Source organism: Ensifer sp. LC163 (genome assembly GCF_001695855.1).
Lineage (GTDB): Bacteria > Pseudomonadota > Alphaproteobacteria > Rhizobiales > Rhizobiaceae > Ensifer.
Map to the genome: position 1 here is coordinate 228,113 of NZ_MBSS01000034.1, position 11,934 is coordinate 240,046.

General features: G+C 62.2%; 14 protein-coding genes. 6 read left to right on the forward strand and 8 right to left on the reverse strand.

Annotated elements, in window-relative coordinates; translation table 11 throughout:
* Positions 1-5: 5 nt before the first annotated feature.
* Positions 6-698, reverse strand: coding sequence for a glutathione S-transferase family protein (locus BC360_RS23720; protein WP_065797106.1), 693 nt, complete (start codon positions 696-698; stop codon positions 6-8).
* 162 nt (positions 699-860) lie between these two features.
* On the opposite strand from BC360_RS23720, the gene BC360_RS23725 reads away from it, so the two are divergent.
* Positions 861-1,667: an undecaprenyl-diphosphate phosphatase gene (locus BC360_RS23725; protein ID WP_065783193.1), complete on the forward strand. Its 807-nt coding sequence runs from the start codon at positions 861-863 to the stop codon at positions 1,665-1,667.
* A 206-nt stretch (positions 1,668-1,873) separates the two neighbouring features.
* Here BC360_RS23725 and BC360_RS31860 read toward each other — a convergent pair whose 3' ends face one another.
* From BC360_RS31860 to dnaN, 7 genes are all read right to left on the reverse strand, one after another.
* On the reverse strand, positions 1,874-2,035 hold the full coding sequence (locus tag BC360_RS31860; RefSeq protein WP_115418676.1) for a hypothetical protein: 162 nt from the start codon (positions 2,033-2,035) through the stop codon (positions 1,874-1,876).
* Positions 2,036-2,274: 239 nt separating this feature from the next.
* Positions 2,275-3,255 (reverse strand): complex I NDUFA9 subunit family protein, encoded by a 981-nt coding sequence (locus tag BC360_RS23730; protein ID WP_065783194.1) that lies wholly within the window; start codon positions 3,253-3,255, stop codon positions 2,275-2,277.
* Positions 3,256-3,376: 121 nt separating this feature from the next.
* Positions 3,377-3,664 carry a DUF1330 domain-containing protein gene (locus BC360_RS23735; protein WP_065783195.1) on the reverse strand — a complete coding sequence of 96 codons (288 nt, stop codon included), beginning with the start codon at positions 3,662-3,664 and terminating at the stop codon, positions 3,377-3,379.
* 140 nt (positions 3,665-3,804) lie between these two features.
* Positions 3,805-4,509, reverse strand: coding sequence for an orotidine-5'-phosphate decarboxylase (gene pyrF / locus BC360_RS23740; protein ID WP_065783196.1), 705 nt, complete (start codon positions 4,507-4,509; stop codon positions 3,805-3,807).
* Between the two features lie 7 nt (positions 4,510-4,516).
* Positions 4,517-5,101, reverse strand: a complete 585-nt coding sequence (locus BC360_RS23745; RefSeq protein WP_065797107.1) for a histidine phosphatase family protein — start codon at positions 5,099-5,101, stop codon at positions 4,517-4,519.
* 12 nt (positions 5,102-5,113) lie between these two features.
* A complete protein-coding gene (gene pmtA, locus BC360_RS23750) occupies positions 5,114-5,716 on the reverse strand; it encodes a phospholipid N-methyltransferase PmtA (RefSeq protein ID WP_065783198.1) in 603 nt (200 codons plus the stop codon).
* Between the two features lie 220 nt (positions 5,717-5,936).
* Positions 5,937-7,055 carry a DNA polymerase III subunit beta gene (dnaN, locus tag BC360_RS23755; protein WP_065783199.1) on the reverse strand — a complete coding sequence of 373 codons (1,119 nt, stop codon included), beginning with the start codon at positions 7,053-7,055 and terminating at the stop codon, positions 5,937-5,939.
* Between the two features lie 255 nt (positions 7,056-7,310).
* Between dnaN and rsmI the strand changes: the two genes are divergently transcribed.
* From rsmI to ugpE, 5 genes are all read left to right on the forward strand, one after another.
* Positions 7,311-8,240 carry a 16S rRNA (cytidine(1402)-2'-O)-methyltransferase gene (gene rsmI, locus BC360_RS23760; RefSeq protein WP_065797108.1) on the forward strand — a complete coding sequence of 310 codons (930 nt, stop codon included), beginning with the start codon at positions 7,311-7,313 and terminating at the stop codon, positions 8,238-8,240.
* Positions 8,230-8,598, forward strand: coding sequence for a YraN family protein (locus BC360_RS23765; RefSeq protein ID WP_065797109.1), 369 nt, complete (start codon positions 8,230-8,232; stop codon positions 8,596-8,598). Before rsmI ends, BC360_RS23765 begins: the two co-directional genes overlap by 11 nt.
* A 160-nt stretch (positions 8,599-8,758) precedes the next feature.
* Positions 8,759-10,057, forward strand: coding sequence for an extracellular solute-binding protein (locus tag BC360_RS23770; protein ID WP_065797110.1), 1,299 nt, complete (start codon positions 8,759-8,761; stop codon positions 10,055-10,057).
* 5 nt (positions 10,058-10,062) lie between these two features.
* Positions 10,063-11,058, forward strand: coding sequence for an ABC transporter permease subunit (locus tag BC360_RS23775; RefSeq protein WP_139110171.1), 996 nt, complete (start codon positions 10,063-10,065; stop codon positions 11,056-11,058).
* A gap of 10 nt (positions 11,059-11,068) precedes the next feature.
* Positions 11,069-11,911, forward strand: a complete 843-nt coding sequence (ugpE, locus tag BC360_RS23780; protein WP_065797111.1) for a sn-glycerol-3-phosphate ABC transporter permease UgpE — start codon at positions 11,069-11,071, stop codon at positions 11,909-11,911.
* Positions 11,912-11,934: the final 23 nt, after the last annotated feature.

An 11,934-nucleotide genomic window follows, 5' to 3' on the forward strand; every position in this document is an offset into this window, starting at 1 on the left:
TATCCTCAGAAGTCGAGATCCGCATAGTGCGGAACCGGGGTGACACCGCGCACGCGCTCGGAGAGCAGCGGGCGGAAGGAGGGGCGGGACTTCAGTCGCTGGTACCATTCCTTGGCGGTTGGCGCGTCCGACCAGTCGATTTCGCCGAGATAGTCGAGCACCGAGACCGTCGCCGCCGCCGCAAGGTCGGCATAGGAAATCCGGTCGCCGGCAAGCCAGGGGCGCGAGCCGGCAAGCCACGACAGGTACTTCATGTGCTGACGGATATTGGCGCGCGACGTGCGCAGCACCTTGCTATCCGGTGCGCCGCCGCCCTGGTCGGGCGTCATCTGCAGCTTGAAGATACGCTCGCGCACCAGCGGCCGCGTCACGTCGGCTTCCATCTTGTGCAGGAACCATTCGGCCAGGCGACGGATTTCGGCGCGCTGGAACGGATCCTCGGCCAGAAGCCGCCGATCTCGTTTCATGATGCCGTTCGTCTCGTCGAGATATTCCGAGATGATCGTGGCGCCACAGAGCGCCCTCATACTGTCGTCAACATAGACCGGTAGCGTCCCGGCCGGATTCAGCGCCAGAAAGTCTCGCCGGTTTTCCCACGGCTGTTCCTCGGTCAATTCCGTCTGGTAGCCGTATTCCGAAAGGATAAGGCGCACGAACCGCGAAGCGGAGGACATGGGGTGATGGTACAGTGTCGGCATCGATGATCTGGCTTCTTATGGTCTTTTTTCAGGGGACGTCAGCGTGGCGGCGCATGCGTCTGGCCACGGCTCATCAGAAAAAGCTATAGGAACTTGTGGTGGCAAACACAAGCGAATCAGCCTTTTCCTCCCACTCCAAAACTTGTCAGGAAAATCTTATATATGGCGGATCAATCGATCATCAGCGCGCTCGTCCTCGGCCTCATCGAGGGGCTGACGGAATTCATACCCGTATCGTCGACGGCGCATGTTCTCCTCGCCGGGCATTTCCTCGGCTTCAGATCGCCGGGCAACACTTTTGCGGTTCTGATACAGCTCGGTGCCATCCTGGCGATCCTGCTCGTCTATTTCCAAAGGCTTCTGTCGATCGCGCTGGCGCTGCCGACGAGCGTCAAGGCTCGCCGCTTCGTCGTCTCGGTGCTGTTCGCCTTCCTGCCGGCCGCCGTCATCGGCGCCATCGCCCATGACTTCATCAAGACCGTGCTGTTCGAAACGCCGATCCTGATCTGTGTCGTGCTGATCATCGGCGGCCTCATCCTTCTGGCGATCGATCGCCTGCCGCTGACGCCGCGCTACACCGACGTCATGGACTATCCGCCGTCGCTGGCGCTGAAGATCGGCCTGTTCCAGTGCCTGGCGATGATTCCGGGTACGTCCCGCTCCGGCGCGACGATTGCCGGCGCTCTGCTGATGGGAACGGACAAGCGGTCGGCGGCGGAATTCTCGTTCTTCCTCGCCATGCCGACGATGCTCGGCGCGTTCACGCTCGACCTCTACAAGAACCGTGATGCGCTGTCGTTCGACGATTTCACCGTGATCGCCGTTGGCTTCATCGCGGCGTTCGTCGCCGGCATCTTCGTCGTCCGCTCGCTGCTGGACTTCGTCTCGCGCCGCGGCTTCACGCCCTTTGCGATCTGGCGCATCGTTGTCGGCACCGCCGGCCTCGTCGGTCTCTGGATGCTTGGCTGAGGGTCGCTACTTCACTGCATAATTCCTTAAATCGGAATCGATCTAAGGAGAAAATTATGCAGCAACTCAAAGTGTTACAGCCACCTTTGCGCGTCTAAATAGACGCGCGGCGCTGTAAAAACAAAACCGCGTGCGTTTCAGATGAAACGCACGCGGTCCCTGGCCCCCGCCAAAAACTTGAGATCTATCGCCCCAAGGGCGCCGGCTTACTTGCCGGAAAGGTCGATCGACGCCGTCGTGCACGGGTCGACACCATAGGCGGGCGTGCAGCCCTTGCGGCTGCTCGCGACCGTGTTCGGCGCGACGAATGAGCCAGCCAGAATGATCAGTGCCGCACACGCAAAAAAGATTGCGATCGACTTGCCCATGGACGCCATGCCTTTCGAGAGTGATGCTGTCGCCGCCGAGACTTTCTTGCGACCGGGGCGCGGGGCGGTTTTTATGCGTTGGATATGTCTTGATCAATATCAGGACATGTTGAATCTGCGGTAAATGCCATTCGCTTTTGTGACTGCGGCAGAACTGCAACGCTGTTGCCTGAACGACACAGCAAAAAAGCCGCCGGCAAGGCCGGCGGCGGTCAAAGAAGGCGTCATGGGACGCTGCCTTAGGCGGCGCGACCGCCGCGCGTATACTGGCCCCGCGGGCGATAGCGCACGAGATAGGTCGACAGGATCGATTCCAGCATCGTCGGAGTGATGCCGATGCCGCGAAGCGTCCGGTCTTCGGATTCGGCCTTGGTCGAGACGATATTGTCGGATTTCAGCAACACTACCTGATCGGCCGTCACCGGCGGCGTGATGAAGGGGATCATCGACGCGATGCTGCCCATCAGCGAGGCGAGGCCGAAGGGCACCGATACCAGCGAGCGCTTGCGATCGATCGTCTTGAGCATGATCTCAAGACATTGGCGGAAGGTGAGCACTTCAGGCCCGCCGAGCTCGTAGATCGTGCCGGCCGACAGCTGGCCATCGACCGAGCGGGCAACAGCCTCGGCGACATCGGTGACATAGACCGGCTGGAACTTGGTGTTGCCGCCGCCGATCAGCGGCAGCGCCGGTGCGAACCGGGCCATGCTGGCGAACTTGTTGAAGAAGCCGTCTTCGGGTCCGAAGATGATCGACGGGCGCAGGATGATCGCATCCGGCAGCGTTTCGAGGATCGCGGCTTCCGCCCGGCCCTTGGTGCGGGCATAGCTCGATTCCGACTTGGCGTCCGCGCCGATCGCCGAGATGTGCGTCAGCTTTGCGCCGACATTGCGGGCGGCTTCCGCAACCGCCCGCGCGCCGAAATCCTGCACGGCGTCAAAGGTGTTGCGGCCGCTCTCGAACAGGACGCCGACGCAGTTGATGACGTGGTCGGAGCCTTCGACGGCGCGGTCGACCGACTTGCGATAGCGCAGGTTGGCCTGGACGAAGGAGATCTGGCCGACATTGCCGAGCGGCTGCAGGTGGCCTGCAAGGTCCGGGCGGCGAACGGCGACGCGGATGCGATAGCCACGCTTGGCAAGCGCGCGCACGACATGACGGCCGACGAACCCGGATCCGCCGAAAATCGTCACCAGCGGCGGAAGGTTGGACAAGGTCATGGGAAACGCACTCCTGATCTCATTTGGACGAATTGGTTGCTACATAGCCCAACAGCCGCGAGAGGTGAAGGCCAATCCTCGCGGCCGGCGGCGGCGCCGCAGCTTGGCAGTGTTCCGCGTGTCAGATGCCCTCTACGACCACCATCTCGGCGTCTGCCACCTGTTGGCGGATCGCGGCGGCAATCTGGTATTCGGGGGAATTATAACAGTCGACGGCGGCCTGCAGCGAGGGAAACTCGATGATGACGTTTCGGGCGCGAACGGCACCTTCCAGACGCTCGAATTCACCGCCGCGCGCCAGGAAATTGGCGCCGTATTTCTCGAACGCCGGCTTTGCGGCCGCCACGTAGTCCTTGTAGCGTTCCAGGTCCCGCACATCGACCCGTGCGATCCAGTATCCTTTGGCCATGCTGACCTCCTCGTCTTCAGGCAATAAAAGCAGACGGGAGTGTTACTTCCGGCAAATTCCGACCGAGGTCAAGCACAACGGTGGCAACCGGCGGCGATGTATGGTGCTCAACGCCGACCTGTTGCAGGCGGGTGTCACGATCAGCGCGAAAGCGCGTCGTTCATCTCCTTGAGAATGCCGCGAGCGGCGACAAGCGGGTCGCTGGCTGCGACGATTGGGCGCGCGACGACGAGATGGCTCGATCCGGCCTTCAATGCATCGGCGGGCGTCATGACGCGCTTCTGGTCGCCCTTCTCGGCGCCGGCCGGGCGGATGCCCGGGGTCACCAGCGCCATGTTAGGGCCGATGATCTTGCGCACCGCCGAGGATTCTTCCGCCGAGCAGACGATGCCGCCCATGCCGGCAGCACGGGCCTGTTCGGCCCGTCGCAGCACCAGCGTGTGCGGGTCGTATTCGTAGCCGGCGTCGATCACGTCCTGCTCGTCCATTGAGGTCAGCACGGTGACGCCGAGCAGGCAGAGGTCCGATCCCCTGGCTGCTTCGACGGCTGCCTTCATCGCTTTGGGGTAAGCGTGCAATGTCAGCATCGACATGCCCATCTTCACGATGTTCTCGACGCCCTTGGCCACCGTGTTGTCGATGTCGAGCAGCTTCATGTCGAGGAAGACCTTCTTGCCGCCTGCCGCCAGATCGCGCGCGAACTCGAGGCCGCCGGCAAACACCAGCTGGTAGCCGATCTTGTAGAAAGCCACGTCGTCACCGAGCGTGGTGACGATCTTTTCGGCCTCTGCGATTGTCGGAAGATCCAGGCCGACGATCAGTCGGTCGCGTGCGGTTTTGGTCATGTCGCGGTCACCCCTGCCAGAATTCCATCGGGGTCCAGTCGCATGTGAGGGCGCGATCCGCAAGGCGGAACGCGAAGAGATTGCCGCCGCCGCCGCCCTTCTGGTCGGCGCTGCGGCTGATGGCGGTGCCGCCCAGCCTGCACTTCAGCAGGGTGCCGACGCCACCATGGCCGACGAATGCGATGGGAACTTTTGGGTCGTGTTCGTCAAGGATGCGAAAGACGGCAGCCGAGATGCGGGCCTGCGCGTCGACGGCGCGCTCCCAGCCGTTGAAGCTTTCTGTCGGATTGGCAAAGAACCAGTCCGCCGCCTTCTCGAATTCCGGAGGCGGCAGGAAGCCGGTGGCCGAGCGGTCGTTTTCGCCCATCGTGTCGTCGGTTTCGACAACGACGCCGGCAGCCGCGGCCAGAAGGTTCGCGGTTTCGGTCGCCTTGGTCTCGTCGCTCGAAACGATCCGCCCGAGCGTTCGAACCCAAGGCTGCAGCGACGTCGCTTCCGCGCGTGCGCGTCCGATCTCCGACAGCCCCCATTTCGGTACCGGAACTGTCGGATCGATCTGCACCTGCGGGTGCGTGATATAGAGGCCGAGCACTGGCGCGCTCCGTCAGTGCGCCTTGCGATAGACCCAGAGCTGCGCCGGGGGAATGTTGCGCACGACGAAGTCGAGATGCTGGATGCTGTAGCGGTCGGGCATGGCAACGACCGGAGACAGCGGGCCATAGGAAATCTGCACGACGGGGCGACCGACCGGGATGCGAGACAAGAGATCCTCGATCAGCTCGACGCGACGGTGCATTGGGAAATTGAGCAACGGCACGGCGGAGACGACGCTGTCGAAGGTCCGGTCCTTCATTGCGCCAAGCGTCTGCTCGAGATCGAACGCGTCGCCATTGATGAAGTTGACGTCGGCAAAGTTCGCCTTGAGCTGCTGGTAGAAGTCGGTGGAGTACTCGACGGACACCAGATCCTCCGGCGCGATACCACGCTCCAGGATCGCCTTGGTGATGACGCCGGTTCCAGGGCCGAGTTCAAGAACCGGCAGTCCGGAATGGGGATTGATGACGCTCGCCATGCGGCGGGCGGTGACGGACGACGTCGGCAGGATTGCCCCGACCGCCTTCGCATTGCTCATCCACCCTTTGAAGAAACGGATCTCCTCGTCGAATTTCCGGCCAAGCCGTTCCTTCACCTTCACGCGCAAATTCATTGAACCCCTCAAAACCGTCGTCCTCTCATACGGATCGTCCGGTCTCGCTGATTCGAGCGGGGCGCGGACATTGCGGATATAATGTGCTCTCATCTGCGGCAAAAACAAGTCTGTCTGCGGCTAAAGGCGTCGTCTTATCAACAGCACGCGAATATCAGCACAAACAAAAAACCCGCCACGCGCGGCGTGACGGGTCGCATTTTCATTGCGGCACGGGCGACTAAACCCGCATCGGCATCAGCACATAGAGCGCGTCTTCGGCCGCCAGATCGCGCACCAGCGTCGGCGAACCCGGGTCCGCCAGCATGAAGATGGCGTCGGTTCCGGTCAGCTGCGAGGTGATGTCGAGCAGGTATTTTGCGTTGAAGCCGATTTCGAGCGGGTCGTGATCGTAGCCGACCGGCAGCTCTTCCGTGGCGCTGCCCGAATCCGGGTTGTTGACCGTCAGCGTCATCTGGCCGTCGGTCAGTGCCAGCTTCACGGCGCGCCCGCGTTCGGAGGAAATCGTCGAAACGCGGTCGACGGCCTGGGCGAACGACTGGCAATCGACGCGCAGCTCCTTGTCGTTGTTGGCCGGGATGACGCGCTGGTAATCCGGGAAGGTGCCGTCGATCAGCTTCGAGGTCATCACGATCGAGCCGATTGTCAGGCGGATTTTTGCGTCCGATACTTCGAGCGTGACGACGAGATCGGGATTGTCGAGCAGCTTCTGCAATTCGCTGACGGTCTTGCGCGGGATGATGATGCCCGGCATGCCCTCGGAGCCGGACGGCGCTTCGACGTCGGCGCGCGCAAGGCGGTGGCCGTCGGTTGCCACGGCGCGCAGCTTCAGGTCGCCCTTGCTCTCGACCGTGTGCACGAAGATGCCGTTGAGGTAGTAGCGGGTTTCCTCGGTCGAGATCGCGAATTGCGTCCGGTCGATCAGCATCTTCAGGTCGGTCGCCTTGAGGCGGAAAGTGTGCGAGAAGCTGCCGGCCGTCAGGTCGGGGAAGTCGGATTGCGGCAGGCACTGCAGCGAGAATTTCGACCGGCCGGAGGCGACCGTCATCGCCGTGCCTTCGGCGTTGGTCGCCAGCAGCACTTCCGAGCCGTCGGGAAGCTTGCGCACGATGTCGTAGAGCAGGTGTGCCGGAACCGTGGTCGCGCCGGCCTGTTCCACTTGCGCCGGCGTCGCCTCGGTGATCTCGAGGTCGAGGTCGGTCGCCTTCATTTCGAGGCTCGCACCGTCGGAGCGCAAAAGAACGTTCGAGAGGATCGGGATCGTGTTTCGCCGTTCGACCACGCGATGCACGTGGTTCAGCGACTTCAGAAGATTGGACCGCTCGAGAGTAATGCGCATGGGATGCTACCGCTTTCAACCGTTGCCCGGCGGGCGAGGCTCCCGCCGCAGCGTCAACTGCGAGTGTCCCGGCCAACCGACCGGAAGGATGTGGACCGGCAAAATGGCAGAAACAGCGCCTGAAAAGCAAGGGGTTTGACTGGCGCTGTCCCCAGATGACACGCGGGCCGGCCGCTTGACGCCCTTGCCCTGCCATGTCGGCTCACTCATAAAGGCTAAAACCGGTGCGCCGGCATTGCCATCAGGAAGCTGCAGTTGGAAAAACATAAGACGTCGGAGGCCACGGACGGGCAGAAGCAGCGCAGCTACCGCCTGCACAACGCCAGCATTCCCGCGCGTCCGCTCGACGTCGCGCTCTATCTCGTGGCGACGCCGATCGGCAATCTCGGCGACATCACCCTGCGCGCGCTGGAAACGCTTGCCGGCGCCGACGTGCTCGCCTGCGAGGACACGCGCGTCACACGCGTGCTGCTCGACCGCTATGGCATCGTCAATCGCCCCTATGCCTACCACGAGCATAATGCCGACGAGGTCGGCCCACGGCTGCTGGCAGCGCTTGGCGAGGGCAAGTCGGTGGCACTCGTCTCCGATGCCGGTACGCCGCTGGTTTCCGATCCCGGCTACCGCCTGGCACAGCTGGCGATCGAAGCCGGCTATCGTGTCGTGCCGATCCCCGGCGCCTCCGCCCCGCTTGCCGCGCTGGTCGGCTCCGGCCTTCCAAACGACGCCTTTCTCTTCGCCGGCTTTCTGCCGACCAAGGACAAGGCCAAGCGTGACCGGCTGCAGGAACTGGCGACGGTGCCCTCGACGCTGCTCTTTTTCGAATCGCCGCATCGGATCGCCGCCACCGTCGCGGCTGCCGCAGCGGTGCTTGGCGAAAACAGGAAGGCGGCGGTCTGCCGCGAATTGACCAAGACCTTTGAAGAGTTTCGCCGCGGCACGCTCGGCGAGCTCAAGGCGTTCTACGAGGGGGGCGGCGCGGTCAAGGGCGAGATTGTTTTCGTCATCGGCCCGCCGGACGCTCCGCCGGAACCGGAAGCAGCCGACGTCGATGCGCTGCTGACCCGGCTGGTCGCCGATATGTCGACCGGCAAGGCGGCGACCGAAGCCGCCCGGCAGACGGGCCTTCCGCGCAAGGAGCTCTACGACCGTCTGCTCGAGCTCAAGGATCGCCATGGCGACTGACGGGCCCGATCGGCGGAAGCTCAAGGCTGAGAGGCGCGGGCGGTTCGCCGAGTATCGCGCAGCACTTTGCCTGATGTTGAAGGGCTACCGGATCGTCGCGATGCGCCATCGCACCAGGCTGGGCGAAATCGACATCATCGCGCGCCGGGGCGATCTCATCGCCTGCGTCGAGGTCAAGGCCCGGCGTTCTGCCGACGACGGCGTCTTCGCCGTCACCGGAACGGCCCAACGCCGCATCCGCGCGGCCAGCGATCTCTGGCTCGGGCGTCAGCCCGATTTCGCCAGGCTTTCCGTGCGTTACGACATTATCACTGTGACACCCTGGGGCTGGCCGCGACACCTGCCCGATGCGTTCTGAATACGGACGCGGGATGAGGAAAAGTGTGCGCGGTTTTCCGCCCGCATCCGCGTGGATCATATTCGAAGATTTGTAATCGTCCCGACATAAAAGCGTTACCGGCCTGTCATGGAAGGCCACTAGTCCACTGCCATCCGCAACCCGGTGGAGAGGACCAGTCATGTTCAAGAAAATTTCACTCGCAGCTTTCACGCTTGCATTTTCGGCAACCTCGTCGTTTGCCGCAACCAATATTACCTGGTGGCACGGCATGGCCGGCCGCAATGGCGAGGTCATCAACGAGATCTCGCAGAAGTTCAACGAAGCCCAGAGCGCCTGCGCGCTGACCCCGGTTTCGAAGGGCACCTATGAGGAAGCGCTCGCTTCCGGCATCGCCGCATTCCGTTCGGGCGAACAGCCGAACATCCTGCAGGTCTTCGACGCCGGTGCAGCGACCATCATCAACGCCAAGGGCGCCGTCGTTCCCGCCGAAGACCTGATCATCAAGGCCGGCCACAGCTTCGACCGCAACGCCTTCATCGACGGCGTGCGTTATTTCTACGCCGATAGCGAAGGCAAGTTCGTCGGCATGCCGTTCAACTCGTCGGCCCCGATCATGTACATCAACGACGAAGCCCTGAAGAAGGCCGGCGTCGAAGCGCCGAAGACCTGGGAAGAGTTCGAGGCCGCAGCCCCGAAGCTGAAGGCCGCCGGTTACATTCCGCTTGTCCAGTCGCAGCTCACCTGGCAGTTCACGGAAAACTTCTTCTCGCGCAACAACATCCAGTTCGCGACCAACAATAACGGCTATGACAGCGTTGCCGACACGAAGCTGAAGGTCACCGACCCGAACCTCGTCATGATGTTCGACAAGCTCAAGGCCTGGAAGGACGAAGGCTACTTCGCCTTCTACGGCGCCGGCTGGAACGACAACCAGAAGGTCTTCGAAGAAGGCAAGGCTGCATTCTGGATCGGTTCGTCCGGTTCGTTCGGCGGCCTGCAGAAGACGGCGCAGATGCCGTTCTCGGCAACCTTCCTGCCCTATTGGAACGCGATCGAAGGTGCCGGCACCAACTCCTTCATCGGCGGCGCGGCACTGTTTGCCATGTCGGGCAAGTCGGACGAGGAAAACAAGTGCGTCGCCGACTTCTTCCAGTTCCTGACCTCGCCCGAGATCCAGTATTTCTACCACAAGGCAACCGGCTACGTGGCGATCACCAAGGCAGCCTACGAGCTTGCCCAGAAGGACGGCTACTACAAGGAAAAGCCGGTGGCAGAAGTCGGCATCAAGCAGCTGATGCTGCCGGCCGGCGACTGGTCGAAGGGCTACCGCCTCGGCTTCTACCCGCAGATCCGCGAGATCATGGAGCGCGAATACGGCCGCATCTTCTCCGGTGAAACGACGGTCAAGGACGCCTTCGACACCATCGAGAAGGAAGGCAACGACCTGCTCGCCCGCTTCGCCAAGACTGCCGGCTGATCTCGATGACATCGGGAACGGAACTCCTCCCCGCGCCGCGGGGAGGGACGGGAACGGACGGGCGTCGCTTCGGCGCCCTCCGGCTGTTTGGCGGCAAGGCGAAGGGCAGCGAAGAAGCGGCCAAGCGCGTGCAGTTCTCTTCGCCTTACCTGCCTTACCTCTTTCTGGCGCCACAGCTGGCGATCATCTTCGTGTTCTTCTACTGGCCGTCGATCCAGGCGATCCAGTCGTCCTTCTACCTCGAAGACCCGTTCGGTTTCGGCTCGACCTTCGTCGGCATGACGAACTACACCGACGTGCTGAAGTCCGGCGAATATCTGGGCATCGCGCGCTTCACGGCGATCTTCACCACGCTCGTCACCTTCTTTGCCCTGTCGATCGGCCTGCTGCTCGCCGTCAAGGCGGATGGTGTCATCCGCGGCAACACCACCTACAAGATGCTGCTCATCTGGGTCTATGCGATCGCGCCACCGGTTGCCGGCCTCATCGGCATGATGTTCTTCGACCAGCACATCGGCCCGATCGTCGAGCTTGCGGGCTGGTTCGGCTGGGACATCAAGGTCGGCCTCAACTATTTCGATACCGCTTTCTCGATGATCGTCGTCTCGGTCTGGAAGCAGATCCCCTACAATTTCATCTTTTTCCTCTCCGGCCTGCAGGGCATTCCGGTGGCGGTGCGCGAGGCGGCGGCGATCGATTGCCGCTCCGGCTTCCGCCGTTTCTGGACGGTGATCCTGCCGCTTCTGGCGCCGACCGCCTTCTTCCTGCTGATCATCAACGTCACCTATGCGCTGTTCGACACCTTCGGCGTCATCGACGTCATGGTGAAGGACAAGGCGGCGAACAATCCGATCACCCTTGTCTACAAGGTCTACATGGATGGTTTCCGCGGCAACGACCTCGGCGGCTCCTCGGCCCAGTCGGTCATCCTAATGCTCATCGTCTTCGTGCTCACCATCTTCCAGTTCCGCTTCATCGAGCGGCGCGTGCACTACAACTGAGGCGGGGCCGATGTATCGCACCAAGTTTTTCGACCACGTCATCCTTCTCATCGGCGTCTTCATCATGGTTGCGCCGGTCGTGGTCGCGTTCATGACGTCGACGCACGAGGCGGCGGATATCCACCGCAACGGCCTCAGCCTGACCTGGGGCGGCCATTTCGTCGAGACCTACGAGACCGTGCTCACCCGCAAGGGCGGTTTCACCGGCAAGATCACCGGCCTCAACATGATGATGAACTCGATGATCCTTGGCCTTGGCTTCGCGCTCGGCAAGATCATCCTGTCGATGCTGGCCGCCTACGCGATCGTCTATTTCCGCTTCCGGCTCGCCACCTTCTTCTTCTGGATCATCTTCACGACGCTGCTCTTGCCGCTCGAAGTGCGCATTCTTCCCTCCTACGAGGTGATGAACACGCTGAAGCTGACCAACACCTATACCGGCCTGATCGTGCCGCTGCTCGCGTCGGCGACGGGCACTTTCTATTTCCGGCAGTTCTTCAAGTCTGTGCCGGACGAGCTGCTCGAGGCGGCGCGCATCGATGGCGCCGGCCCGTTCAAGTTCTTCATCGACGTGCTGGTGCCACTGTCGCGCACGATGATGGCGGCGATCTTCATCATCATGTTCGTCTATGGCTGGAACCAGTATCTCTGGCCGACATTGATGACCACGGATGAAGGCTTCTTCACGCTGGTGCGCGGCATCAAGCAGATCCTGCTCGTCTGGGTCGGCTCGAACATCCCCGATTACAACGAGGCCTTTGCGCTCGCGATCCTCGCCATGTTGCCGCCGGTCCTGATCGTGGTGATCTTCCAGCGCTGGTTCATCAAGGGCCTGACGGAAAGCGACAAGTAGACAACGGAGAGGCGAAGCCGTCT